Here is a 24880-nt window from a genome sequence, read left to right on the forward strand (position 1 = left end):
TGCGTCCATGCGAGTTGTTTCGCAAGTTCACAGTGAACTAAAGGAAAAGAACTAGGCAAACCGGGTATGTTGCTGTTTGAGAAATCGGCAGGGCGCTCTGGACGGACGGTTCTCCGTCCAGGCGATTCCTTTAAGAAGATATTTCAGCGCTTCGCTGCCACAGCGAGTAGTAGACGCGCCCGGATTTCTGCTCGCGATGCAGGCGCCAGTTCGCCGGCAAACCAAGCGTCGAAGGGGCGGTTTCGCTTTCGGTGTATACCCACGCATCGTCCGCCAGCCAATGGCGCTCTTCCAGCAGCGTGCAAACGGCCGGCAACAGGTTCTGGTTGAACGGTGGGTCGAGGAACACCACGTCATAAGCGCTCGCGGTCTGAGTCTCCAGATAGCGCAAGGCATCGGCCGTCTGAATCTGGCCGGTGGTGCAGCGCAGGGTGCCCAGATGTTCCTTGATGCTTGAGACCGCGATGTTGCTGGCGTCCAGCGCCTGGCCCATCGCCGCGCCACGGGACAGCGCCTCGAGGAACAACGCGCCGCTGCCGGCGAATGGATCAAGTACCTTGGCGCCGGCGATATAAGGCGCCAGCCAGTTGAACAGGGTTTCACGCACCCGGTCCGGCGTCGGACGCAAGCCCGGAGCATCGGGGAAGCTCAGCTTTCGGCTGCCCCATTCACCGCCGATGATGCGCAGTTGATTCACGCCGTTGTGCACGTTGTGAACAGGTTTTTTAGGACGAGTGGCCATTAATGCTCCGGAACCCCGAGCGGCTGCTCGGCAGGTTTATCAGTAGGGGCCGGTAACGGCTTTTGCGGCACGGTCGGGCCAGCGCTGACGATGACCATTTTGTCCGTGCTCAGGTGTTTGTTCAGTGCTGCTTTGACTTGCTCGACAGTCAGGCTCTGGGACTGCTGCATGAAGTCCTCCAGATAGCTCAACGGCAGGTTGTAGAAACCCATCGCGCCGAGCTGGCCGACGATGTCGGCATTGCTGGCGGTGGACAGCGGGAAGCTGCCGGCCAGTTCACGCTTGGCGTCGTCGAGTTCTTTCTCGGTCGGGCCGGTTTTAAGGTAGTCGGCGAGCACGTCCTGCACCAGTTTCAGCGTGCCTTCGCTCATTTCGGCGCGGGTTTGCAGGTTGATCATGAACGGGCCGCGCGCCTGCATCGGGGTGAAGCCCGAATACACGCCGTAGGTCAGACCACGCTTCTCGCGCACTTCGCTCATCAAGCGGGTGCCGAAGCCACCGCCGCCGAGGATCTGGTTGCCCATGGACAGCGCGGCGTAATCCGGATCGTCACGGTCGATGCCCAGTTGCGCGAGCATCAGGTTGGTCTGCTTGGACGGAAACTCGATGTGACCGATGCTGGCTTTCGGTTCGGCCGGTTGCGGCAGTTTCGCCAGCGCCGGGCCTTTTGGCAGCGCGCCGGAGACTTGCGCAGCCATCGCCTCCGCTTCGGCGCGGGACAGGTCGCCCACCAGCGCAATCACCACGTTGCCGGCGGCGTAGGCTTTCTCATGGAACGCCTTCAACTGAGCCAGAGTGATGGCTGGAACGGTTTTCGCCGTGCCATCGCTGGAATGCGCGTACGGGTGATCGCCGTACAAGCGGTTCATCAGCTCGATGCTGGCCAGTTTGCCGGGGTTCTGTTTCTGGTATTCGAAGCCGGCGAGCATCTGGTTCTTGATGCGCGCAAACGAATCGGCGGGGAAGGTCGGTTTGCCGACGACTTCAGAGAACAGCTTCAACGCGGGCTCGCGTTTGTCGGCGGCACTGAGGCTGCGCAGCGACGCCAGCGCCATGTCCTTGAACGCACCGTTGCCAAAATCGGCGCCCAGGCCTTCGAAGCCCTGAGCGATGGCGCCGACATCTTTGCCAGCCACGCCTTCGTTAAGCATCGCATTGGTCAGCACGGCCAGGCCTGGCGCATCGCCGTCCTGGCTGCTGCCGGCGGCGAAGATCAGGCGCATGTCGAACATCGGCAACTCGCGGGCTTCGACGAACAGCACCTTGGCGCCTTCGGCGGTGTTCCAGGTCTGCACGTTGAGCGTGCGGCGGCTCGGTGCCTTGCCGTCGAGTTCGGCCAGCGATTGCAGTTTCTGGCTGGACTTGGCCTTGTCGAGGGCTTCGCTGGCGTTGGAATCGGCGGTCTTGGAGAAATAGAAGACCGCAGAGCCGATCAGTGCGACAGCGATCAGGCCGATCAAGGCCAGACGTGGTTTTTTACGCTCACTCATGAGTCGTCTCCAGTGGCAGGACATGGGCGACGCTGAGACGTTCGCGGGTGAAATACAGCTTGGCGGCTTTCTGGATGTCGTCTGGCGTGACGCTTTCCAGTTCAGCCAGTTCGGTGTCCATCAGTTTCCACGACAGGCCGACGGTTTCCAGTTGGCCGATGGCAGTGGCCTGGCTGGTGATTGAATCGCGCTCGTAAACCAGGCCGGCAATCACTTGAGCCCGCACGCGCTCCAGCTCTTCGGTGGACGGCGCGGTGGTTTTCAGCTGTTCGAGCAGCTTCCACAAGCCCGCTTCGGCCTGGGCCATGGTTTTGTTTTTCTGCGTGTTCGGCGTTGCCGACAGGGTGAACAGGCTGTCGCCACGGGTGTAGGCGTCGTAACTCGACGAGCCGCCGGACACCAGCTCTTCGCCGCGCTCCAGTTGCGTCGGGATACGCCCGCTGTAGCCGCCGTCGAGCAGGGCCGAGATCAGGCGCAAGGCGTTGACCGAACGTTTGTCTTCGGCGGTGGCGATGCTCGGCACGTTGAAACCCAGCATCAGGCTCGGCAGTTGGGTCTGCACGTGCAGGGTAATCTGCCGTTCGCCGGGCTCGGCCAGTTCCATCGGTTTTTTCGCCGGCGGCACGTCACGTTTGGCGATCGGACCGAAGTAGCGTTGGGCCAGGGTTTTCACTTCGTCCGGCGTCACGTCGCCGACCACCACCAGCGTGGCGTTGTTCGGCACGTACCAGGACTGGTACCAGTGGCGCAGCTCTTCGACTTTCATGCGGTCCAGGTCTGCCATCCAGCCGATGGTCGGTGTGTGGTAGCCGCTGGCCGGGTAGGCCATGGCCTTGAAACGTTCGTAGGCCTTGGACATTGGCTTGTCGTCGGTACGCAAGCGCCGTTCTTCTTTAATGACTTCGATCTCGCGGGCGAACTCGTCGGCCGGCAGGCGCAGGCTGGCCATGCGATCGGCTTCCAGCTCGAAGGCCACGCCCAGACGGTCGCGGGCCAGCACCTGGTAATACGCGGTGAAGTCGTCGCTGGTGAAGGCGTTCTCTTCGGCGCCGAGGTCGCGCAGGATCAGCGAGGCTTCGCCCGGGCCGACTTTCTCGCTGCCCTTGAACATCATGTGTTCCAGCGCATGGGACAAACCGGTCTGACCCGGCGTCTCGTAGCTTGAACCGACCTTGTACCAGACCTGGGAAACCACCACCGGCGCGCGATGGTCTTCACGCACGACGACCTTCAGGCCGTTGTCGAGGGTGAACTCGTGGGTGGGTTGCGGATCGGCAGCGAGGGCTGAAAGTGGCAGACAAACTGTGCTGAACAGCAGGCCTGCAGCGCGGCGGGCTAGAGCATTCATTCGTTTTTAAACCTGTTGAGCTGCCCGCTTGGTCTTAGCGTCGGCGGGCGAGAGGGTGCTAGGATACTGATCCGTTTTACTGGCGGCCACGCCTATCAGGCCTTTGATCGGTCAGCAGGTTGTTTGGGTTTGCGCCGGAAGCTTTGAGTTTGTCAGCTAAACTCTGCGTTTTCGCCGACGATGCCGTTCCAGTCCTTCGTATTAGTCGACCTTTGAGGGGCTGTTTGCACCTCTACAAAATGTTGCGCGTGAACAAGCTGGGTCAATCGCAGTCTGTTCTGCATCGAATATTTATTTGCCGAGGCGCCCTTTGGCGCGTCGCTACTGTGAGATAGCCGTCCTCCATGTTTGGTTCCAACGACGACAAGAAAGCCCCAGCTGCGGCTGGCGAGAAGAAAAGCCTGTTCGGATGGCTGCGCAAAAAGCCGCAGGAAACCGTCGTCGAACAGCCACAACCCATTCCTGAGCCAGTACCTGCACCGGTAATAGATGAAGCGCCGGCGCCGGTTGTCTTGCCGATCGCCGAGCCGGTGTTGCAACCGGTGGTTGAGGCGGAACCTGAAGTCGTGGTGGCTGAGCAGCCGCTGAGGCCTGTCGCCGAGCCGTGGCTGACCTTGCCTGTGGCGGAAGAGCCAGTGTCGTTGGTCGAAGACGAATTGGCACCGCACATTACCCCGCCGATTCCGGCACCGACGGCGTTTGCGCCTGAGCCGGTTCAGGTTCCCGTGATTGCGCCGGTTGTTGTGGCCGAGCCAGCGCCGGTTGTTCCAGAGCCTGTGATGCCTGCATTCGTTGCTCCAGCCGCTCCGGTTGTTCAAGCGCCTGAGCCTGAGCCAGAGCCTGCGCCTGCGCCGGTTGTCGCTCCGGTTGCCGCCGCGCCCGTCGTGCCGGTCGAAACACCCGCCGAACCTGCGCGCACCGAAGAAACCAAAGCCGGTTTCTTCGCCCGTCTCAAGCAAGGCCTGTCCAAGACCAGCGCCAGCATCGGCGAAGGCATGGCCAGCCTGTTCCTCGGCAAAAAAATCATCGATGACGAGCTGCTCGAAGACATCGAAACCCGTCTGTTGACCGCCGACGTTGGCGTTGAAGCCACTTCGGTGATCATCCAGCGCCTGACCCAAAAGGTCGCGCGTAAAGAGCTGGCGGATGCCGACGCACTCTACAAGTCCCTGCAGGCTGAACTGGCGGCGATGCTCAAGCCCGTCGAGCAACCGCTGAAAATCACCTCGCAGAGCAAACCGTTCGTGATCCTCGTGGTCGGCGTCAACGGCGCCGGCAAGACCACCACCATCGGCAAACTGGCGAAGAAACTGCAACTCGAAGGCAAGAAAGTCATGCTGGCGGCGGGCGACACCTTCCGTGCCGCGGCGGTCGAGCAATTGCAGGTCTGGGGCGAGCGCAACAAAATTCCGGTGATTGCCCAGCACACCGGCGCTGACTCGGCTTCGGTGATCTTCGACGCCGTGCAGGCTGCCAAGGCCCGTGGCATTGACGTGCTGATCGCCGATACGGCCGGTCGCCTGCACACCAAAGACAACTTGATGGAAGAGCTGAAGAAAGTGCGCCGGGTCATCGGCAAGCTCGACGCCGACGCACCGCACGAAGTGCTGCTGGTGCTCGACGCCGGTACCGGGCAGAACGCCATCAGCCAGGCCAAGCAATTCAACCAGACCGTCGAACTGACCGGCCTGGCGCTGACTAAACTCGACGGCACCGCCAAGGGCGGGGTGATTTTTGCCCTGGCCAAGCAGTTTGGCCTGCCGATTCGCTACATCGGCGTCGGTGAAGGCATCGATGACTTGCGTACTTTTGAAGCAGAACCCTTTGTCCAGGCACTGTTTGCCGAGCGGGAGCGTTCATGATTCGTTTCGAACAGGTCGGTAAACGCTACCCGAACGGTCACGTCGGCTTGCATGAGCTGAGCTTTCGAGTCCGTCGGGGCGAATTCTTGTTTGTGACCGGCCACTCTGGCGCCGGTAAAAGCACCTTGTTGCGTCTGCTGCTGGCCATGGAACGGCCGACCACCGGCAAATTGCTGCTCGCCGGCCAGGACCTCGGCACCATCAGCAACGCGCAGATTCCTTACCTGCGTCGGCAGATCGGTGTGGTGTTCCAGAATCACCAGTTGCTGTTTGATCGCACGGTGTTCAATAACGTCGCATTGCCGTTGCAGATTCTGGGTCTGTCCAAAGCCGAGATTGCCAAGCGTGTGGATTCGGCCCTTGAGCGCGTGGCGCTGTCGGATAAAACCGATCTGTACCCCGGCGACCTGTCCACCGGCCAGCAACAGCGCGTCGGCATCGCCCGCGCCATCGTTCACCGTCCGGCCTTGCTGCTGGCGGATGAGCCGACCGGTAACCTCGACCCGCGTCTGGCGGCCGAGATCATGGGTGTGTTCGAAGACATCAACCGGCTGGGCACCAGCGTGCTGATCGCCAGCCACGACCTGGCCCTGATCGCCCGCATGCGCCACCGCATGCTGACCCTGCAACGCGGTCGACTGATCGGCGACGGGGAGGCGGGCGTATGAGTGCGACACGCAGCCCCAAGGTTTCCGAACGCGTGGCGCCGAAAGCCGCCGATCCGCAACCGCAGAAGAAAAAACGCGACGATGACGACGGCCCGGACTTTGCCACGCTGTTTCGTGCCTGGGTCGAAAGCCATCGCGCCAGTCTGGTGGACAGCCTGCGCCGCCTGGGCAAGCAGCCCATCGGCAGTTTCTTCACCTGCATGGTGATGGCGGTGGCCCTGAGTTTGCCAATGGGTCTGTCACTTTTGCTAAGTAATGTGGAGCGTCTCGGCGGTTCCTGGCAGCGAGCGGCGCAGATTTCCCTGTACCTGCAACTTGAGGTCAGCCCGGCTGAAGGCGAGTCGTTACGTGAACAGATCAAAGGCATGCCCGGCGTCGCCGATGCGGAATATGTCGGCCGCGATCAGGCACTGGAAGAGTTTCAGCAGCAGTCCGGCCTGGGCGAAGCGCTGAAGGAGCTGCCGGAAAACCCGCTGCCGGGCGTGGTGCTGGTGACGCCGAACGAAGTCGACAAACCCGCGCTTGAAGCATTACGACAAAAACTTTCCGAGCTGCCGAAGGTACAACAGGCACAACTTGATCTAGTCTGGGTCGAGCGTCTGGCAGCCATCCTCAAGCTGGGCGACCGTTTTGTCTTCGGTCTGACCGTGCTTCTGGTTTCTGCATTACTTTTGGTGATAGGCAATACCATTCGTCTTCATATTGAAAACCGCCGCACAGAGATAGAAGTGATTAAACTCGTCGGCGGCACTGACAGTTATGTGCGCAGGCCCTTTCTGTATATGGGCGCGTTGTATGGCTTCGGTGCAGGGATACTTTCCTGGGGCGTATTGGCGTTCGGCCTGAACTGGCTGAACGAGGCAGTGGTTGGACTGGCCGGTTTGTACGGCAGTAATTTTGCGCTGGCCGGAGTGCCAGCTGCCGACGGTCTGTCTCTCTTGCTTGGCGCGGTGCTGTTGGGGTATATCGGTGCATGGATTGCAGTCGCACGCCACCTGAGGGAGCTTGCGCCTAAGTAGTATCATTTTGCTCGTATTGACCTTTCAGCGTTTTTGGGAACTTGTCTTTCGGTTTCCGGTCAATTTTCGCAGTGCTGAACTGCACGAGTTTGTAAGACGGAGGTTTTTTCGTATGACCAATTCTTTGCAACCTGCATATGCTCTGGTCCCGGGTGCGAACCTGGAGGCTTATGTGCACACCGTGAACAGCATTCCATTGCTGACGCCGGAGCAGGAGCGTGAACTGGCCGAGAGTCTCTACTATGAGCAGGATTTGGGGGCGGCTCGGCAGATGGTGCTCGCCCACCTGCGTTTTGTCGTACATATCGCCCGTAGCTATTCCGGCTACGGTCTGGCTCAGGCCGACCTGATCCAGGAAGGTAACGTCGGGCTGATGAAGGCCGTCAAGCGCTTCAACCCGGAAATGGGTGTGCGTCTGGTGTCGTTCGCTGTGCACTGGATCAAGGCGGAAATTCACGAGTTCATCCTGCGCAACTGGCGCATTGTGAAAGTCGCGACCACCAAGGCCCAGCGCAAGCTGTTCTTCAACCTGCGCAGCCAGAAGAAACGCCTGGCGTGGCTCAACAACGAGGAAGTCCACCGTGTGGCGGAAAGCCTCGGCGTAGAGCCGCGTGAAGTGCGCGAGATGGAAAGTCGCCTGACCGGCCATGACATGGCCTTCGACCCGGCCGCAGAAGCGGACGATGACAGTGCTTTCCAATCGCCGGCCAACTATCTGGAAGACCACCGGTATGACCCGGCCCGTCAACTGGAAGATGCCGACTGGAGCGACAACTCCAACCACAACCTGCACGAAGCGCTGGAAGTGCTGGACGACCGCAGCCGTGACATTCTTTATCAGCGCTGGTTGGCTGAAGAGAAAGCCACGCTGCACGACCTGGCGCAGAAGTACAACGTGTCGGCCGAGCGTATTCGTCAGCTCGAGAAGAGTGCGATGAACAAGCTCAAGTTGTCGATCGCCGCCTAAGCTGCGCGAAGGCAATAAAGAACGCCCCGATCATTGATCGGGGCGTTTTTGTTTGTGCGGGGTTTCCTGCTTCACCTTGGCCCCTGTGGGAGCAGGCTTGCCCGCGAAAGCGGTGTGTCTGTGACTGTTGTGTTGACTGACACAACGCCTTCGCGGGCAAGCCCGCTCCCACAGGGCTCTTCAGTGTTCATAAAGTAGCGTTCGACTACTGAGCCCAAGGCGCCCGGCGCGAATCGTTGAGGCCCAGCAGATAGCTGTCGCCCCCCAACTGACTCATCTGCTGCCGGATCCAGCCAGCCCGTCGTGCAACATAGTTGGTCGGATGACTCGCACTCCAGACCCTTGGATTAGGCAGCACCGCAGCCAGCAAGCTTGATTGCTGGCGGCTAAGGCTTTTAGCGCCAACACCGAAGTGATGCCTGGCCGCCGCTTCCGCGCCAAACACCCCGTCATCCCACTCGACACTGTTCAGGTACACCTCAAGAATCCGCTGCTTGGGCCAGAACACTTCGATCAGCCCGGTAAACCAGGCTTCCAGACCTTTGCGCAACCAGCTACGGCCTGACCACAAAAACAGGTTCTTCGACACTTGCTGGCTCAAGGTGCTGGCGCCGCGCACCGAACCGCCCAGCTCGTTGTGCGCCAGTGCGGCGCGGATCGCACCCAGATCAAAACCCCAATGCTCCGGGAATTTCTGATCCTCTCCGGCAATCACCGCAACCTTCAGGTCGTCCGACATTTCATCCCAGGGTTTCCAGGTGCGTTGCAGGTCAATCGGTTCGCCGTCGAACCAGGATTCGATCTTGCGCTCGACCATCAGCGTCGTGCCCGGTGGCGGCACCACGCGAAAAATCAGCACCAGCAATACGCTGCCACCCGCGAACCAGAGCACGGCTTTTGTAAATCGTCGCAAAAATAAACGCAGCATATTGATGGCTTGGCCGAACCCGTTGAGCGGGCCATTATACAGACCCTGTTGATCGAGTCTGACTGGAGTTCTTCATGCTGCGTGGCTTTCTGATGCTGGCCGCTTTCTTCGGTTTCACTGGCGTTGCCCTTGGCGCATTCGCTGCCCATGGCTTGAAAAGCCGTCTGACGCCTGAATACCTGACGATCTTCCACACCGGCGTCACTTACCAGCTGGTGCATACCCTGGCGTTGCTGGGTGTTGCATTGCTCGCCACGCAGATTCCCGGCCGTTTGATTACGTGGGCCGGCGCTTCGTTTGCGATTGGCATCCTGTTGTTTTCCGGCAGCCTGTACCTGTTGACCACGACGGGTATCAGCAAGCTCGGGATCATCACACCCTTCGGCGGCCTGGCATTCCTGGTCGGTTGGTTCTGCCTGGGCCTTGCCGCCTGGCGGTTGAGCTGACCGGGTGGTCCATTTCATGACGAATGGCTTGGGTCGCCAAGACTGATCGGGCTAGAATGCCAGCCCCTAAAAATGATGGCGGCATTCGGCATGCGCATTCAGTTGAACGGCGAATCCCTTGAACTGCCCGACGGTGAAACCGTTGCGGCTCTGCTGACCCGTCTGGAACTCACCGGACGTCGGGTCGCGGTTGAACTCAACCTGGATATCGTCCCGCGCAGCCAACATGCTGAAACCACGCTGAACGATGGTGATTCCGTCGAGGTGGTGCACGCCATCGGCGGCGGCTAGTCGCCCGGCTCGCAAGGGCACAGAATTCTGCAAGAACCTCACCCCTACAGAGGATTTCCCATGAGCATCGTTCGTAGCGACAAGCCCTTCGTCCTGGCCGGTCGTACTTACCAGTCGCGTTTGCTGGTAGGCACCGGCAAGTACCGCGACATGGAAGAAACCCGCCTGGCCATCGAGGCCTCGGGTGCCGAGATCGTGACCTTCGCCGTGCGCCGCACCAACCTCGGCCAGAACCCGGGCGAACCGAACCTGCTCGAAGTCCTGTCGCCGGATCGCTACACCTTCTTGCCAAACACCGCCGGTTGCTTCGACGCGACCGAGGCTGTGCGCACCTGTCGCCTGGCCCGTGAGCTGCTCGGTGGCCACAACCTGGTGAAGCTGGAAGTGCTGGCGGATCAGAAAACCCTGTTCCCCAACGTGATCGAAACCCTCAAGGCCGCCGAAGTGCTGGTCAAGGAAGGCTTCGACGTGATGGTCTACACCAGCGATGATCCGATCATCGCCCGTCAACTGGCTGAAATCGGCGTTATCGCGGTGATGCCGCTGGCCGGCCTGATCGGCACGGGCCTGGGGATCTGCAACCCGTACAACCTGCAGATCATCCTCGAAGAAGCCAAGATTCCGGTGCTGGTGGACGCCGGTGTCGGCACAGCTTCCGACGCCACCATCGCCATGGAGCTGGGTTGCGAAGCGGTGCTGATGAACTCGGCCATCGCCCATGCCCAGCAGCCGATCATGATGGCTGAAGCCATGAAACACGCCATCGTTGCAGGCCGCCTGGCCTACCTCGCCGGCCGTATGCCGAAAAAACTCTATGCCAGCGCCTCTTCGCCGCTGGATGGTCTGATCAAGTAAGAGCCATTGATGACTGAATCAAACGACACGCCAATCCAGACGGAAGAAGGCGACGAGCGCCAACACCGCCGCATCAAGAGTTTCGTGATGCGCGCCGGACGCATGACCGAAGGCCAGCAAAAAGGCCTGGAACAGGGCACGCCGCTGTTCGTGCTGCCATTGGCTGATGCACCGGTGGACTTCGACCAGGTGTTCGGTCGCTCGGCGCCGCGTTCGCTGGAAATCGGTTTTGGCATGGGCCATTCGCTGCTGGAAATGGCCGCCGCTTCGCCGGAGCAGGATTTCATTGGCGTGGAAGTGCACCGGCCGGGCGTTGGGGCGCTGCTCAATGGCGTGCTGACTCAGGGCCTGACCAACCTGCGGGTCTACGATTGCGACGCAATCGAAGTGCTCAACCGTTGCATCGCCGACAACAGCCTCGATCGCCTGATGCTGTTTTTCCCGGACCCATGGCACAAGAGCCGTCACCACAAGCGCCGTATCGTTCAGGCGTCGTTCGCTGAACTGGTGCGCAGCAAGTTGAAGGTCGGCGGTGTGCTGCACATGGCCACCGATTGGGAACCGTACACCGAGTACATGCTGGAAGTGATGAACGTTGCGCCGGGTTATCGCAACCTCGCCGAAGACGGCAAGTGCGTGCCGCGCCCGGCTGAACGGCCGATCACCAAGTTCGAACGCCGTGGCGAACGACTGGGGCATGGCGTGTGGGACTTGAAGTTCGAAAAACTGTCCTGAGCCCTGCGCAATACCCAATGTGGGAGCGGGCTTGCTCGCGAAGGCGTCGTGTCAGTCAACATCAATGTTGAATGATCAACCGCTTTCGCGAGCAAGCCCGCTCCCACATTTGTTTTGTGTGTAGTGGAAGGTCAGCGGCGGTCGGCGACGACGCCGATCAGCACCAGCACCACCAACAACACCGGCGCCAGGCTGTAGTTGTTGAACTGGCTCAGGCCTTTGATGATCCACGGCGTGGCGTAGATCAGCGCGAGGCCGCTGCCGACCATGCACACCAGCGCGAGCAGCGGGACGCGCAAGGCGCCGGCGATGCTGCCCAGACGTTGGTCGACCCAGCCCTTGATGTCCGCGCCGAACAGCACCAGCAAACAGCCCACCAGCGCCAGAGAGATTTCCGACAGGTTGCTGCGGCTCCATCGGGATACGGTGGCAAGCAGGTCGAGTATCAAATCCATTCGTTTTCCCTTAAGGCTGAAATCAGCTCAGAAATGTTTGCAGCAAATCATTGAGAAACAGCTGTCCGCGCTCGGTGGCCGCCAGACGTGACGGTTCGACCTGCAACAGGCCGCTTTGTTCGGCGACCCGGCGGCCTTCGGCGAGGCTTTCCAGGCTCAGCCCGGTGCGTTCTGGATACAGCCGCGACTCGACCCCCTCAGTCAGACGCAAAGCGTTCATCAGGAATTCGAACGGCAGTTCATCGTTGGTCAGCGCTTTCTCGCCAGCCTTGAAGCTTTTTTCCGGGTTCAGATAATCCTTCGGCAGACGCGTCTTCCAGGTCCGCACAATGCGCCCGTCCGGATGACTGAGCTTGCCGTGAGCGCCGGCGCCGATGCCGATGAAGTCGCCGAAGCTCCAATAATTGAGGTTATGCCGCGCCGGACGACCGGGCTGGGCATACGCCGAGACTTCGTATTGTGCGTAACCGTGCTCGGCGAGCAGCGCCTGACCGGCTTCCTGAATGTCCCACAGTGTGTCGTCTTCCGGAAGCACAGGCGGCTGGTTCCAGAACACCGTGTTCGGTTCCAGGGTCAGCTGATACCAGGACAGGTGCGTCGGCTTCAGGGCGATGGCCTGGCGCAGGTCGCTCAGGGCATCGTCCAGCGACTGATCGGGCAAGCCGTGCATCAAGTCCAGGTTGAAGTTGTCGAACCCGGCCTGACGCGCCATGCCGGCGGCTCGCACCGCTTCATCGCCGTTGTGAATCCGCCCCAGTGCCTTGAGTTTCTCTTCCTGAAAACTCTGGATGCCGATCGACAGGCGATTGATGCCCAGTGCGCGGTAAGCAACGAACTTCTCTTGTTCGAAGGTGCCCGGATTGGCTTCCAGGGTGATTTCGATATCACTGGCAAACGGAATGCGCTGCTCTACGCCTTTGAGCAAGCGGCCCAAGGCCTCGGCGCTGAACAGGCTCGGCGTGCCGCCACCAAAGAAGATCGAACTCAGCTCACGGCCGTAGACCGCGTGCAGGTCCTGATCGAGGTCGGCCAGCAAGGCGTCGACGTATTCCTGCTCCGGCAGCACCGGGCTGGCGGTGTGGGAATTGAAGTCGCAATACGGGCATTTGCGCACACACCACGGAATATGGATGTACAGCGCCAGGGGCGGCAGCACGGGAAGCGCGGCCCGAGGCGATTGTGCGGCGCCGCCGAAGATCAGCGGCGACGCGGATGAGTCGTGGGTCATTTCAGGCCCAGACGCAGGCGCAGCAGATCCATTGCACGGGCGCGATGACTGATCTGGTTCTTGTCGCTCGGGCTCAGCTCGGCGCTGGAGCAATCGCGTTCCGGCACCCAGAACAGCGGATCGTAGCCAAAGCCGTGTTCACCACTGGCCTGGGTCAGGATGCGCCCATGCCACAGCCCTTCGCAAAGGATCGGCAGCGGATCATCAGCATGACGCACCAGCGCCAGCACACAGACGAACTGCGCGCCACGCTCGGCTTGCGGCACATCCTTCAAGGCATCGAGCAGTTTGGCGTTGTTCGCCGCGTCGCCCTGGCCATCGGCATAACGGGCCGAGTAGATCCCCGGCGCACCGCCGAGGAAATCCACCGCCAACCCGGAATCGTCGGCCAGCGCCGGCAGGCCGGAAATGCGCGCGGCATTGCGGGCCTTGAGGATGGCGTTCTCGACAAACGACAGGCCGGTTTCTTCAGGCTCGACGCTGCTGAACTCGCCGATCGAGCGCAATTGCACCGAGTCGCCGAGCATGGCCTGGAGTTCCTTGAGTTTGCCGGCGTTGTGGCTGGCCAGTACGAGTTGCGTGAAATTGATCATTCGCCGGGGAAAAGCTCTTGGTTGAAATTGATGGTGTTGATTTTGTCACCGTTCTGCACCTTGATCTCGAAGGTGCGGATTTCCTGCTGCTCGACCGGGTATTGCGCGATGTAGTAGACCGCGCCTTGTTCGGTGATCTGCTTGAATTTCAATGGCACAGTCTGGCTGGTGAGGTCTTTGACCGTGCCGCTGACGTTAGAGATCAGCGGTTTGCCGTCCTTGATCACCGAGACGTTGATCACGCCCTGGTGCTTGCTGCGGATCAGCTCGGCCGATTTGGCGATGTCCGGTGTCAGGAACGTGGAGTTGAAGGTGTTGTAGTGCACCGTCACGTCGCCAAAGGTTTCCTGGCGCTCGCCCTTGATGACGTCGGCGGCCATGGCGGTGACGCTCAGGCAGGCAGTGAGTAAAAACAGTGCTAGACGACCCATGATCGTTCTCCTTGGAATGTCGTGGTTCAGACCGCGACCTTGTGGTCTTGCAGCCCTGGACTGCTGACGCGGTAAATACCGATCTCACCTAACAGATTAGGCCATAGCTTACTGGCCCACCCGTGCCGATGCTGTTGATCCACGGCAAGCCGATCAATGACCTTGGCCTCACGTTCGCGGCAAAGTGCTTCAAAGTCTTCAAAGGTGCAGAAGTGGATGTTCGGCGTGTTGTACCAGGTGTACGGCAGAAACTCGGACACCGGCATCCGGCCCTTGCTCGCCAGGTACCAGCGGCAGCGCCAGTGACCGAAGTTGGGGAAGGTGATGATGCACTGGCGACCGACCCGCAGCATTTCGTCGAGGATCTTGTCCGGGTAGTGCACGGCTTGCAGCGCCTGGGTCATGACCACGATGTCGAAGCTGTTGCTGGCAAAGTTGCCGAGGCCCTTGTCCAGGTCCTGCTCGATCACGTTGATGCCCTTGGCCACGCACTCGGCGATGTTGTCCGGGTCGTTTTCCAGGCCGTAACCGGTGACTTGCTTGTTATCGCGCAGCCAGGTCAGCAGCTCGCCGTCACCGCAACCGAGGTCGAGTACGCGGCTGCCGGCGGGGATCCATTCCTGGATGATTTCCAGATCAGCTCTCATGGCTTTCTCACAACGTAATGCGGTTCATGTAATTGCTGAACGCCTGCAAGTAACGCGGGATCGGAATCAGGAAGGCGTCGTGGCCTTGCGGAGCGTCGATCTCGAGGTAGCACACGTCTTTCTTGGCCGCCATCAGCGCGTCCACCAGTTCCCGCGAGCGGGCCGGGGAGAAGCGCCAGTCGGTGGTGAAGGACATCACGCAGAACTTGGCCGAGGCGCCGGCGAAGGTTTTCGCCAGGTCATCGTCGAAGTTTGCCGCGGGGTCGAAGTAGTCCAGCGCCTTGGTCATCAGCAGGTACGTGTTGGCATCGAACCGACCGGAGAACTCTTCACCCTGATAACGCAGGTAGCTTTCTACCTGGAACTCGACGCTGTGGAAGTCATAGTTGAGCTTTTCGCTCTTCAGGCCGCGGCCGAATTTTTCGCCCATCGAGTCATCGGACAGGTAGGTGATGTGCCCGACCATCCGCGCCAGCATCAAGCCGCGCTTGGGGATCACGCCCGCTTCCTGGAACGAACCGCCGTGGAACTCAGGGTCGGTGAGGATCGCCTGGCGCGCCACTTCGTTGAAAGCGATGTTCTGCGCCGACAGTTTCGGTGCCGAGGCGATGGCCAGGCAGTGACGAATGCGATCGGGGTAGGTGATGCTCCACTGCATCGCCTGCATGCCGCCGAGGCTGCCGCCAATCACGGCGGCCCATTGGCTGATGCCGATGCGGTCGGCCAGACGCGCCTGGCTGTGCACCCAGTCTTCTACGGTCAGCACCGGGAAATCGGCGCCGAACGGCTTGCCGGTTTCCGGGTTGATGCTGCTCGGGCCGGTGGAGCCGTTGCAGCCGCCGAGGTTGTTCAGGCTGACCACGAAGAATTTGTGGGTGTCGATCGGCTTGCCGGGGCCGATGCAGCTGTCCCACCAACCGGGTTTGCGATCGTCGGGGCTGTGGAAACCGGCGGCGTGATGGTGACCGGACAAGGCGTGGCAAATCAGCACGGCGTTGCTCGCCGTGGCGTTCAGCGTGCCGTAGGTTTCGTAAATAAGGTCATACGCTGGGAGCGAACGGCCGCAGGCCAGGGCCAGGGGTTCGCTGAAGTGCGCCATTTGCGGCGTCACCAGACCAACAGAATCGGCGGGAAAGGCAGTTGGCATCGACCCTGCTCTCGTTGAAATGAGGCGTAAGTCTAAAGACCGGTGGGGTTAGCGGCAAGCGAAGGCCGGGCCTCAATTCATTCAGTTAGACCGAGGCGCGCCCATCGCGGGCAAGCCCGTTCCCACAGGTATTGTGCAATTCCTGTGGGAGCGGGCTTGCCCGCGATGAACGATGACTCGGTTTAACAGGTTATCGCCCGCTTCAGATCAACCCGAGCAGCCCTTGCGGCATCAGGGCAAAGTAGGCCAGGCGCGGGATCAGCCAGCTTTGCAGCAACTGGATCACGATAAACGCGAAGATCGGCGAAATGTCCAGGCCACCCAGGTTCGGAATGATCCGGCGGAACGGGGCGAGTACTGGTTCGGTAATCTGCGCGACCAGCTCGGCGCCCGGATTGTGGCTACCCGGGGCGACCCAGGACAGAATCACGCTGATGATCATCGCGTAGAACAGAATGTTCAAAAACAGCGAGAACAGTGCAATCAGCGACCAAGGCACCAACAGCACCCAGTCGACCATAAAGCCTTTGAGCGACACGATGACCGCGATCAACAGCATCTGCACGATCAGCGCCAGCACCAGTGACGACATGTCCAGCCCGAACATGCTCGGGATGACCCGGCGCAGCGGCTTGAGCAGCGGCTGGGTGGCCTTGACGATGAACTGGCAGAGCGGGTTGTAAAAGTTCGCCCGAACCAGTTGCAGGATGAAGCGCAACAGCACGATCAGCAGGTACAGGCTGCCCAGGGTTTTGATGATGAAAATGGCAGCGTCATTGAGTCCGAGCATCATTGATTCCTTTGTAAGAGCTGATTAGCGGCCAAGTTGCTCAGCCATTTCGGCCGAGCGGTGCGCAGCGGCGCCGAGTGCTTTTTCCACCAGCGCTTCGAAGCCGCCAGCCTGGAACGATTTGATTGCAGCTTCTGTAGTGCCCGCCGGCGAAGTGACGCGGCGACGCAGTTCAGCCGCGTCGACATCGCTGGCAACCGCCATGTGCGCGGCGCCCAGTGCGGTTTGCAGGGTCAGTTGCGCGGCGATATCGGCCGGCAGACCGAGTTTCACGCCGGCGGCGGTCATGGCTTCGATCAGCAGGAAGAAGTACGCAGGGCCCGAGCCGGAGACGGCGGTGACCGCGTCCAGTTGCTGCTCTTCGTTCAACCACAAGGCGATGCCAACGGCCGACAGCAGCTCTTGCGCCTGCTGGCGTTGTTCTGTGCTGACTTCGGCGGTGGCGAACAAACCGCTCACGCCCTGACGCAGCAGCGCCGGGGTGTTGGGCATGCAGCGCACGATCGGTTGCGCGCCGAGCCAGTTGTTCATGCTTGCGCAGGTAATGCCGGCGGCGATCGACACCACCAGTTGGTTCGGCTTCAAGCTCGGGCGAATAGCTTCGCAGACGGCTTTCATCGCTTGCGGTTTGACCGCCAGAACGACCACATCGGCGCCTTGAATCGCGTCGACGTTGTCGGCGAATACTTCGATGCCGTGTTCGGCGTTCACTTTGGCGCGGGTTTCAGCGCCCGGATCGCTGGCGCGCAGCTGCGTGGCGTCCAGACCTTTGGCGCGCAGGCCGCCGATCAGGCTCGCAGCCATGTTGCCGGCACCGATAAAGGCAATACGAGTCTTGCTCATGTCAGGTCCTTATAAAGAAAGCCATCAAGGCTGGCTGTAATCACGGGCGCCAAAGAGAGCCGTACCGATACGGACCCATGTGGCGCCTTGAGCGATGGCCGACTCGAGGTCGTGGCTCATGCCCATGGAAAGGGTGTCGAGCGGCAGGTTCAGGCTGGCTTGCAGGCTCTGCACGGCCGCAAATGCGGCGTCCTGGGCTGCGCGATCTTCCGTCGGTTCGGGAATCGCCATCAGCCCGCGCAGTTTGATGCGTGGCAGTTCGCTGATGGCCTTGGCCAAGGCCGGCAGATCGGCCGGGGTGCAGCCGGATTTGCTGGCTTCACCGCTGACGTTGACCTGGATGCAGACGTTCAGCGGCGGCAGATCGGCAGGACGTTGTTCGGACAGACGTTGTGCAATTTTCAAGCGATCCACGGAATGCACCCAGGCGAAGTGCTCGGCGATAGCCCGAGTCTTGTTCGATTGAATGGGGCCGATGAAGTGCCAGATCAAGGGCAGGTCGGCCAATTCGAGTTGTTTGCTCAGGGCTTCCTGCAAGTAGTTCTCGCCAAAGTCGCGCAGTCCGGCGGCATGCGCTTCGCGCAGGGCCTCGGCGGGCTTGGTCTTGCTCACGGCCAGTAGCTGGACGCTGTGCTCGTCGCGGTGGGCGGCAAGGGCGGCAGCCCGGATGCGTGAACTAACCAGGGCAATGTTGTCTGCTATCGTGGACATTCAAGAGGCGCCAGCGGGTCTGAGGTTGGCGGCATTCTACTGGAATTGAGGAGTGCTATGGATATCACTGAGCTGCTGGCTTTCAGCGCCAAGCAGGGCGCGTCCGACTTACACCTGTCGGCCGGCCTGCCACCGATGATTCGCGTCGACGGCGATGTACGGCGCATCAATCTGCCAGCCCTGGATCACAAGGAAGTTCAGGAGCTGGTCTACGACATCATGAACGACACCCAGCGGGTGGACTTCGAGAAGCACCTGGAAACCGATTTTTCCTTTGACGTGCCCGGAGTCGCACGCTTTCGGGTCAATGCGTTCAACCAGAACCGGGGCGCCGGCGCGGTGTTCCGGACCATTCCGTCGAAGGTCCTGAGCATGGATGACCTGGGGATGGGAGAAGTGTTTCGCAAGATTACCGACTCCCCCCGTGGTCTGGTGCTGGTCACCGGCCCGACCGGTTCCGGCAAGTCCACCACCCTGGCGGCAATGATCGACTACCTGAATAACAATCGTCATCACCACATCCTGACCATTGAAGACCCTATCGAGTTCGTCCACGAATCACGCAAATGCCTGATCAATCAGCGCGAAGTCCATCGCGATACCCGCAGCTTCGCCACGGCCTTGCGCTCGGCGTTGCGGGAGGACCCGGATGTGATTCTGGTGGGCGAGATGCGCGATCTGGAAACTATTCGTCTGGCGTTGACGGCTGCCGAGACCGGTCATCTGGTGTTCGGCACGTTGCACACTACGTCGGCGGCGAAAACCATCGACCGGGTGGTGGACGTGTTTCCGGGGGATGAGAAGTCGATGGTGCGTTCGATGCTGTCCGAGTCGTTGCTGGCGGTGGTGTCGCAGACGCTGGTGAAGAAGATCGGCGGCGGGCGTATTGCGGCGCACGAAATCATGCTGGGGACATCGGCGATCCGTAACCTGATCCGCGAGGACAAGGTGGCGCAGATGTACTCGTCGATTCAGACCGGCGGGAATCTGGGGATGCAAACGCTGGATATGTGCTTGAAGGATTTGGTGACCAAGGGCTTGATCAGCCGCGAGCATGCGCGGGAGAAGGCGCGGTCGCCGGATAATTTTTGACCGGGAGATGTGTAGTGCTTTCAATGGCCCCTTCGCGGGCAAGCCCGCTCCCACAAGGATTTATGGCGTACACAAATTGTGTGAACACCTCTGAAACCTGTGGGAGCGGGCTTGCTCGCGAAGGGTCCGGCATGTTCAAAGCAAAATCCCGGGTTGGGCCCGGGATTTGGAATCAGCGCTGAACAACCTGCAGCGTGTTCTTCTCTTTAGGCAGAACCCGCTTGGCTACCACGTAGTGGCTTTCCCAATACGGTTTCTTCAAGGTGTCGATGGTCACCGATTTGCCACGGCGTGGTGCGTGGATGAAGCGGTCATTGCCCAGGTAGATGGCAACGTGATTGACCCGGCGGCTCTTGATGTTGAAGAAAATCAGGTCGCCCGGCTTCAGATCCTTGCGATCGACTTTCTCGCCATGACCGCTGGCCATGGCGTTCGAGGTGCGCGGCAGGTCAAACGTGGCGTCGTTGAACGCGTATTTCACCAGGCCACTGCAATCGAACCCTTTACTTGGGCTGCTGCCGCCCCAACGGTAAGGTGTACCGAGGACGTTGACGGCGCGGCTCAGCACGTTGCTGCTTTCCTTGCTCGCCATCGGCGGGACAAGCTTGCTGCTGGCCTTGCTCAGCGAAGTCGATGGCTTGGCCGTTTGTTTGTTTTTGCTCGAAGGAGCAGAAACATGGGATTTTGGGGTGTAACCATTAACGTTAGGAAGACGTTGCTCACGATTGGTGGCGTGGGCGGCCAGTGGCATCAAAAGGCAAATGGTTAGCCATGTCTTGAAAAATGGACGCATTAGGCAAGGCTCATATGGGTTAGCGCGAAACTTTATAACAGCTTTTTTTGTCATTCCGAGGCCGTTGGTCGATTCAACCTGGCGGTCAACGGAACCAAATACGCTGCAAATGGACGCCATTGTCGGACAGAAGTCAGGTGCTATAAGGGTTTGACGGCAAACAAGGTAACACTTGCCATACGTCGGCCACCTGTAAAAAAGTCACAAAGAATTCAAGAATATTTATCTATCGTGTGATTCGAGGTCATTCATGAACACCTATCAACACCCGGTTCCACATCAAGATACCCACAGCAAAGTGATCGGATACCTGCTGTGGATTTTCGGTTTTACCGGTGCTCACCGCTTTTATTACGGCAAGCCGGTGACCGGGACGATCTGGTTTTTCACCTTCGGTTTGTTGGGTATCGGCTGGCTGATCGACGTCTTTCTGATCCCGGCCATGGACCGTGAAGCGGACCTGCGTTTTACCGCCGGGCCTATCGAATACAACGTAGCGTGGATTCTGCTGACGTTTCTGGGGGTGTTCGGCGTGCATCGGATGTATCAGGGGAAATGGATCAGCGGTTTGCTGTACCTGGTGACGGGCGGGTTGTTCTTTCTGGGGGTTTTGTATGACTTCTGGACGCTGAATGATCAGGTTTCTGTGCGTAACGCGCAGAATCGCGGCACCTTCCAGTAAGTCATCGCCGGCAAGCCGGCTCCCACAGGATTATCGGTTGGCCGCACGTTTGTGGCCTCACACAATCACTGTGGGAGCGGGCTTGCCCGCGATTGGAGCGACGCGGTCTTACGCCTGGTGGCTGATCCGCCCATCCACCAGGGTGTAACGCACCACACCCGGCAGGGTATGCCCAATGAACGGGCAGTTCTCACCCTTGGACAGCCAGGTTTCACCGGCCACGGTCGAAGCCGTCGGGTCGAACAGCACGATGTCCGCAGCCCCACCCACCGCCAGTTTCCCCGCTGGCAGGCGCAAGGCTTCGGCAGGCCCGGCACTCAGGCGCGCCAACAACGTCGGCAGATCCAGCAAGCCATCCTCCACCAGCGTCATCGCCAACGGCAGCAGCAGTTCGACACTGCTGATCCCCGGCTCAGTTGCACCGAATGGCGCCAGTTTGGCATCCCGCTCGTGTGGCTGGTGATGGCTGGAAATGGCCGAGACCACCCCCGACTTCACTGCCTCACGCAAGCCATCGCGGTCGGCGCGGGTGCGCAGCGGCGGCTGGACGTGATAGAGGCTGCTGAAATCGATCAGCGCTTCGTCGGTCAGGATCAGTTGATACAACGCCACGTCGGCGGTCACCGGCAGTCCACGCGCCTGAGCCTGAGCAATCAGGGCCACGCCGCGAGCGCTGGTCAGCTGGCTGAAGTGCGCGCGCACGCCACTTTGCTCGACCAACAACAGATCCCGGGCCAGTGCCACGGTTTCGGCGGTCTCCGGAATGCCCGGCAAACCAAGGAAACTGGCGGTTGGGCCTTCATGCGCCAAGCCACCTTCGGCCAGATCATGGTCCTGGGAGTTGAAAATCACCGTCAGGTCGAAGGTCGCCGCGTACTCCAGCGCACGGCATAGCGTGCGGGTGTTGCGGAAGCTTTCCAGGCCGTTGCCGAAGGCCACGCAACCGGCGTCGCGCAAGGCAACGAGCTCTGCCAGTTGCTCACCGTCCAGACCTTTGCTCAGCGCGCCGATCGGGAAGACTTTGGTGTTGCCGGCCTCGCGGGCACGGTCGAGGATCAGTTCGGCCACGGCCGAGGTGTCCAGCACCGGTTTGGTTTTTGGCGGGCAGCACAGGCTGGTCACGCCTCCGGCGGCGGCGGCGCGGGTTTCGCTGACGATTGAACCTTTGCGGCTGTAACCCGGCTCGCGCAGGGCGACGTTGAGGTCAACCAGCCCCGGTGCGGCCACCAGGCCCTGGGCGTCGAGGGTGTCGACGGCAACGAAACCGGCCGGTGCGGCGCCAAGGGCGACGATCTTGCAGGCTTCGATGTGGATATCAGTCACTTGATCCAGCCCGCTGACTGGATCGATCACACGGGCGCCGAGAATGCTGAGCTTCACTGGGCGTTCTCCTGCTCGAATTGACGCTGGGCAGTCTGCCCGCTCATGGCCATGGACAGCACGGCCATACGAATCGCGATGCCGTAGGTCACTTGATTGAGAATCACCGAATGCGGACCGTCGGCCACCGCCGACTCGATCTCAACGCCCCGGTTGATCGGACCCGGGTGCATGACGATGCAATCCGGTTTGGCCCCGGCCAGGCGCGCAGTGGTCAGGCCGAACAGGCGGTAGAATTCACCTTCGCTCGGCAGCAGGCCGCCGGTCATGCGCTCACGTTGCAAGCGCAGCATGATCACCACGTCGACGTCTTTCAGGCCTTCGGTCATGTCGGTGTAGACCTTCACGCCGTATTGCTCGATGCCAATCGGCAGCAGGGTTTTCGGCGCGATCACGCGGATGTCCGGGCAACCGAGGGTTTTCAGCGCCAGCATGTTCGAGCGCGCGACCCGCGAGTGCAGGATGTCGCCGACGATGGCCACCGAAAGGTTTTCGAAACCGCCCTTATGCCGACGGATCGTCAGCATGTCGAGCATGCCTTGGGTCGGGTGGGCGTGACGGCCGTCGCCGCCGTTGATGATCGCCACTTGCGGGCACACGTGTTCGGCGATGAAGTGCGCCGCGCCAGAATCACCGTGACGCACGACGAACATGTCGGCGGCCATCGCTTCGAGGTTGCGCAGGGTGTCGAGCAGGGTTTCGCCCTTGCTCGCCGACGATGTCGACACGTTCAACGTGATTACGTCGGCCGACAGCCGTTGGGCGGCCAGTTCGAAGGTGGTGCGGGTGCGGGTCGAGTTCTCGAAGAACACGTTGCACACGGTCTTGCCGCGCAGCAACGGAACCTTCTTCACGGCCCGGGCGCCGACTTCGAGGAACGAGTCGGCGGTGTCGAGGATTTCCGTCAGCAGCTCGCGGCGCAAACCGTCGAGCGAGAGGAAGTGGCGCAGCTGGCCCTGATCATTGAGCTGCAGCGGGCGCTTGGTTTCTAGAGGCGTCATCGCGAGGGGGACTCTCAATAGGGCGAATTAAAGGGCGAGGTCTTGCAGTTCGAGCTTGAGTTCCGGGCCGGACAGCTTCACGCGCTCGTGGGCCGCCAGCGACAAGGTCGCGCCCACGACGTTCGGGCGGATCGGCAGTTCGCCGGCGTCCAGGTCCAGCAGGCATACCAGCGTCACGCTGGCCGGGCGGCCGTAGTCGAAGAGTTCGTTCATGGCGGCGCGGATGGTGCGGCCGCTCATCAGCACGTCGTCGATCAGCACCAGGTGCTGGCCTTCGATCTCGAACGGCAGCGCGGATGGGCGCACTTGCGGGTGCAGGCCGTTCTGGCTGAAATCGTCGCGGTAGAAGGACACGTCCAGCGTGCCGAGCGGCGCATCGCTGCCCAGTTCTTCGAGCAACGCCTGGGCGACCCAGACGCCACCGGTACGAATACCGATGTAGCGCGGTTCGCTGATGCCACGGTGTTCCAGATGTGCCTTGAGACGGATCGCCATCTGGCTGATCAGTTCGGCGGGATTGGGCAGGCTCATGGTTGCTCCTTCTTGGGCCCGGGCCGGGTGGTGCAGGAGGTGGCTCGGGTTGTCGCTATAGAGAGTCGCTGGTCACGGCTCTTCAGGATTCGAACAGTGCGCTGTTTTCGTCGAGCCAGCCTTGCAGCAGCAGGGCGGCGGCGATGGCGTCGACCGGGTTGTCGCGGTAACTGCCTTTTTGCCCGCCACGATCACGTCGTTCGCCCTTGGCTTCAAACGTGGTCAGGCGTTCATCGTGGGTATAGAAGGGCAGGTTGTAGCGGCCGTTGAGACGGCGGGCGAACTTTTCGGCGCGCAGGCACATGTCGCTCGGCGTGCCATCCATATTCAGCGGCAGGCCGACCACCACGGCATCGGGCTTCCATTCTTTGATCAGCGCTTCGACCTGATTCCAGTCGGGCACCCCGTTTTGCGCCTTCAACGTGCACAACTCGCGGGCCTGGCCGGTAATCATCTGGCCGACTGCCACGCCGATCTGTTTGGTGCCGTAGTCGAAACCCAGAATCAGCCGCAGGGCCATCAGGCGTGTCCCGCCTGACTGGTGAGCAGGCTGAGATTGACGCCCAGGTGCTTGGCCGCCGCGTCGAGGCGCAGTTCGCTGCTGGTGTTGAACAGGATGTCGGCATCGAACGGGCAGGTCAGCCAGGCGTTGTCGGCCAGTTCGGCCTCAAGCTGTCCGGCTTCCCAACCCGCATAACCGAGAGCGATGAGGCTTTTGGCCGGACCGACACCGTCGGCGATGGCGAACAACACGTCCTGGGAGGTGGATAACGACAGGTCGCCTTCCAGATCAACGGTCGCCTGAAACTGCTTGCCTGACGGATGCAGGACAAACCCGCGATCGGTCTGCACCGGGCCGCCGATGAAGATCGGCACATGCTGGCAGAGCATCGGCGGTTCGATATCGGGGCGCAATTGCTCGAGGATATCGGCCAGGCTCAGGTCTTGCGGACGGTTGACCACCAGCCCCATGGCACCATTGGCCGTGTGCTCGACGATGTAGGTCAAGGTGTGCGCAAAGTTCGGGTCGGCCATGTGCGGCATGGCGATCAGGAAGTGATGCTTGAGGTAGCTTGGGCTGACGTTTTTCATGAGCGCTAGTGTGGCGTTGGAGGGGCGAACTGACAAGCTGGGGATGCGTAGGAAATGCCGCAAATCCCGACAACAATTGATTCCCTGTGGGAGCGGGCTTGCCCGCGATGAGG

29 protein-coding genes are annotated in these 24880 nt (G+C 60.7%); 10 read left to right on the forward strand and 19 right to left on the reverse strand.

All coding sequences use genetic code 11. The features are described from left to right. Positions 1-130: 130 nt before the first annotated feature. From rsmD to ACI77H_RS02360, 3 genes are read right to left on the reverse strand one after another with little or no spacing between them, the layout of a single operon-like run. Entirely contained in the window at positions 131-742 is a 612-nt protein-coding gene (rsmD, locus tag ACI77H_RS02350) for a 16S rRNA (guanine(966)-N(2))-methyltransferase RsmD (RefSeq protein WP_407010156.1), read from the reverse strand. Next, positions 742-2232: a M16 family metallopeptidase gene (locus ACI77H_RS02355; RefSeq protein WP_407010157.1), complete on the reverse strand. Its 1491-nt coding sequence runs from the start codon at positions 2230-2232 to the stop codon at positions 742-744. The genes rsmD and ACI77H_RS02355 overlap by 1 nt, the downstream gene beginning before the upstream one ends. Continuing rightward, on the reverse strand, positions 2225-3580 hold the full coding sequence (locus ACI77H_RS02360; protein ID WP_407010158.1) for a M16 family metallopeptidase: 1356 nt from the start codon (positions 3578-3580) through the stop codon (positions 2225-2227). Before ACI77H_RS02360 ends, ACI77H_RS02355 begins: the two co-directional genes overlap by 8 nt. A 344-nt stretch (positions 3581-3924) precedes the next feature. Between ACI77H_RS02360 and ftsY the strand changes: the two genes are divergently transcribed. The 4 genes from ftsY to rpoH all read left to right on the forward strand — a co-directional run bounded on the left by ftsY (position 3925) and on the right by rpoH (position 8096). Then, positions 3925-5442, forward strand: a complete 1518-nt coding sequence (gene ftsY / locus ACI77H_RS02365) for a signal recognition particle-docking protein FtsY (RefSeq protein ID WP_407010159.1) — start codon at positions 3925-3927, stop codon at positions 5440-5442. After that, positions 5439-6110 carry a cell division ATP-binding protein FtsE gene (gene ftsE / locus ACI77H_RS02370; RefSeq protein ID WP_020295825.1) on the forward strand — a complete coding sequence of 224 codons (672 nt, stop codon included), beginning with the start codon at positions 5439-5441 and terminating at the stop codon, positions 6108-6110. Before ftsY ends, ftsE begins: the two co-directional genes overlap by 4 nt. After that, positions 6107-7129, forward strand: coding sequence for a permease-like cell division protein FtsX (ftsX, locus tag ACI77H_RS02375; RefSeq protein ID WP_407010160.1), 1023 nt, complete (start codon positions 6107-6109; stop codon positions 7127-7129). The genes ftsE and ftsX overlap by 4 nt, the downstream gene beginning before the upstream one ends. Before the next feature lie 112 nt (positions 7130-7241). Further along, on the forward strand, positions 7242-8096 hold the full coding sequence (gene rpoH / locus ACI77H_RS02380) for an RNA polymerase sigma factor RpoH (RefSeq protein ID WP_007897890.1): 855 nt from the start codon (positions 7242-7244) through the stop codon (positions 8094-8096). Positions 8097-8301: 205 nt separating this feature from the next. Here the strand turns inward: rpoH and mtgA are convergent, their stop codons facing one another. Further along, positions 8302-9024, reverse strand: coding sequence for a monofunctional biosynthetic peptidoglycan transglycosylase (mtgA, locus tag ACI77H_RS02385; protein WP_407010161.1), 723 nt, complete (start codon positions 9022-9024; stop codon positions 8302-8304). Between the two features lie 74 nt (positions 9025-9098). On the opposite strand from mtgA, the gene ACI77H_RS02390 reads away from it, so the two are divergent. The 4 genes from ACI77H_RS02390 to trmB all read left to right on the forward strand — a co-directional run bounded on the left by ACI77H_RS02390 (position 9099) and on the right by trmB (position 11351). Next, positions 9099-9470: a DUF423 domain-containing protein gene (locus tag ACI77H_RS02390; protein ID WP_407010162.1), complete on the forward strand. Its 372-nt coding sequence runs from the start codon at positions 9099-9101 to the stop codon at positions 9468-9470. Between the two features lie 90 nt (positions 9471-9560). After that, a complete protein-coding gene (gene thiS, locus ACI77H_RS02395; RefSeq protein ID WP_007897898.1) occupies positions 9561-9761 on the forward strand; it encodes a sulfur carrier protein ThiS in 201 nt (66 codons plus the stop codon). A 60-nt stretch (positions 9762-9821) separates the two neighbouring features. Continuing rightward, complete coding sequence (locus ACI77H_RS02400) at positions 9822-10616, forward strand: thiazole synthase (protein WP_008068101.1); 795 nt, start codon at positions 9822-9824, stop codon at positions 10614-10616. Positions 10617-10625: 9 nt separating this feature from the next. After that, on the forward strand, positions 10626-11351 hold the full coding sequence (gene trmB / locus ACI77H_RS02405) for a tRNA (guanosine(46)-N7)-methyltransferase TrmB (RefSeq protein ID WP_407010163.1): 726 nt from the start codon (positions 10626-10628) through the stop codon (positions 11349-11351). A gap of 131 nt (positions 11352-11482) precedes the next feature. Here the strand turns inward: trmB and ACI77H_RS02410 are convergent, their stop codons facing one another. From ACI77H_RS02410 to ACI77H_RS02450, 9 genes are all read right to left on the reverse strand, one after another. Continuing rightward, on the reverse strand, positions 11483-11806 hold the full coding sequence (locus ACI77H_RS02410) for a DUF3392 domain-containing protein (RefSeq protein ID WP_407010164.1): 324 nt from the start codon (positions 11804-11806) through the stop codon (positions 11483-11485). A gap of 22 nt (positions 11807-11828) precedes the next feature. Further along, positions 11829-13034 carry a radical SAM family heme chaperone HemW gene (hemW, locus tag ACI77H_RS02415; RefSeq protein ID WP_407010165.1) on the reverse strand — a complete coding sequence of 402 codons (1206 nt, stop codon included), beginning with the start codon at positions 13032-13034 and terminating at the stop codon, positions 11829-11831. Then, the gene (rdgB, locus tag ACI77H_RS02420) at positions 13031-13627 is read right to left on the reverse strand and encodes an RdgB/HAM1 family non-canonical purine NTP pyrophosphatase (RefSeq protein ID WP_407010166.1); all 597 of its coding nucleotides are present in this window, start codon (positions 13625-13627) and stop codon (positions 13031-13033) included. Before rdgB ends, hemW begins: the two co-directional genes overlap by 4 nt. Beyond that, on the reverse strand, positions 13624-14058 hold the full coding sequence (locus ACI77H_RS02425; protein ID WP_407010167.1) for a DUF4426 domain-containing protein: 435 nt from the start codon (positions 14056-14058) through the stop codon (positions 13624-13626). The genes rdgB and ACI77H_RS02425 overlap by 4 nt, the downstream gene beginning before the upstream one ends. A 26-nt stretch (positions 14059-14084) precedes the next feature. Next, positions 14085-14705, reverse strand: a complete 621-nt coding sequence (gene metW / locus ACI77H_RS02430) for a methionine biosynthesis protein MetW (protein ID WP_027926558.1) — start codon at positions 14703-14705, stop codon at positions 14085-14087. Positions 14706-14712: 7 nt separating this feature from the next. Then, positions 14713-15852 carry a homoserine O-acetyltransferase gene (locus ACI77H_RS02435; protein ID WP_407010168.1) on the reverse strand — a complete coding sequence of 380 codons (1140 nt, stop codon included), beginning with the start codon at positions 15850-15852 and terminating at the stop codon, positions 14713-14715. 202 nt (positions 15853-16054) lie between these two features. After that, a complete protein-coding gene (locus ACI77H_RS02440; RefSeq protein WP_214379502.1) occupies positions 16055-16642 on the reverse strand; it encodes a YggT family protein in 588 nt (195 codons plus the stop codon). 24 nt (positions 16643-16666) lie between these two features. Beyond that, positions 16667-17485, reverse strand: a complete 819-nt coding sequence (proC, locus tag ACI77H_RS02445) for a pyrroline-5-carboxylate reductase (RefSeq protein WP_407010169.1) — start codon at positions 17483-17485, stop codon at positions 16667-16669. Between the two features lie 24 nt (positions 17486-17509). After that, complete coding sequence (locus ACI77H_RS02450; RefSeq protein WP_407010170.1) at positions 17510-18196, reverse strand: YggS family pyridoxal phosphate-dependent enzyme; 687 nt, start codon at positions 18194-18196, stop codon at positions 17510-17512. A gap of 57 nt (positions 18197-18253) precedes the next feature. On the opposite strand from ACI77H_RS02450, the gene ACI77H_RS02455 reads away from it, so the two are divergent. After that, positions 18254-19288, forward strand: coding sequence for a type IV pilus twitching motility protein PilT (locus ACI77H_RS02455; RefSeq protein ID WP_407010171.1), 1035 nt, complete (start codon positions 18254-18256; stop codon positions 19286-19288). A gap of 172 nt (positions 19289-19460) precedes the next feature. On the opposite strand, the gene ACI77H_RS02460 is transcribed toward ACI77H_RS02455, so the two are convergent. Next, entirely contained in the window at positions 19461-20081 is a 621-nt protein-coding gene (locus tag ACI77H_RS02460) for a C40 family peptidase (protein WP_407010172.1), read from the reverse strand. 250 nt (positions 20082-20331) lie between these two features. Here ACI77H_RS02460 and ACI77H_RS02465 point away from each other — a divergent pair, with 250 nt between their 5' ends. After that, positions 20332-20763 (forward strand): NINE protein, encoded by a 432-nt coding sequence (locus ACI77H_RS02465; RefSeq protein ID WP_392892248.1) that lies wholly within the window; start codon positions 20332-20334, stop codon positions 20761-20763. A gap of 108 nt (positions 20764-20871) precedes the next feature. Here ACI77H_RS02465 and ACI77H_RS02470 read toward each other — a convergent pair whose 3' ends face one another. From ACI77H_RS02470 to ACI77H_RS02490, 5 genes are all read right to left on the reverse strand, one after another. Next, the gene (locus ACI77H_RS02470; RefSeq protein WP_407010173.1) at positions 20872-22143 is read right to left on the reverse strand and encodes a dihydroorotase; all 1272 of its coding nucleotides are present in this window, start codon (positions 22141-22143) and stop codon (positions 20872-20874) included. Then, positions 22140-23144 carry an aspartate carbamoyltransferase catalytic subunit gene (locus ACI77H_RS02475; RefSeq protein ID WP_007897943.1) on the reverse strand — a complete coding sequence of 335 codons (1005 nt, stop codon included), beginning with the start codon at positions 23142-23144 and terminating at the stop codon, positions 22140-22142. Before ACI77H_RS02475 ends, ACI77H_RS02470 begins: the two co-directional genes overlap by 4 nt. A gap of 27 nt (positions 23145-23171) precedes the next feature. After that, a complete protein-coding gene (gene pyrR, locus ACI77H_RS02480) occupies positions 23172-23675 on the reverse strand; it encodes a bifunctional pyr operon transcriptional regulator/uracil phosphoribosyltransferase PyrR (RefSeq protein ID WP_407010174.1) in 504 nt (167 codons plus the stop codon). An 82-nt stretch (positions 23676-23757) separates the two neighbouring features. Further along, positions 23758-24195, reverse strand: coding sequence for a Holliday junction resolvase RuvX (gene ruvX, locus ACI77H_RS02485; RefSeq protein ID WP_407010175.1), 438 nt, complete (start codon positions 24193-24195; stop codon positions 23758-23760). After that, positions 24195-24767 carry a YqgE/AlgH family protein gene (locus ACI77H_RS02490; RefSeq protein ID WP_407010176.1) on the reverse strand — a complete coding sequence of 191 codons (573 nt, stop codon included), beginning with the start codon at positions 24765-24767 and terminating at the stop codon, positions 24195-24197. The genes ruvX and ACI77H_RS02490 overlap by 1 nt, the downstream gene beginning before the upstream one ends. Between the last annotated feature and the right edge of the window lie 113 nt (positions 24768-24880).

Origin of the sequence: Pseudomonas sp. O230 (assembly GCF_045447035.1) — a bacterium.
GTDB lineage: Bacteria > Pseudomonadota > Gammaproteobacteria > Pseudomonadales > Pseudomonadaceae > Aquipseudomonas.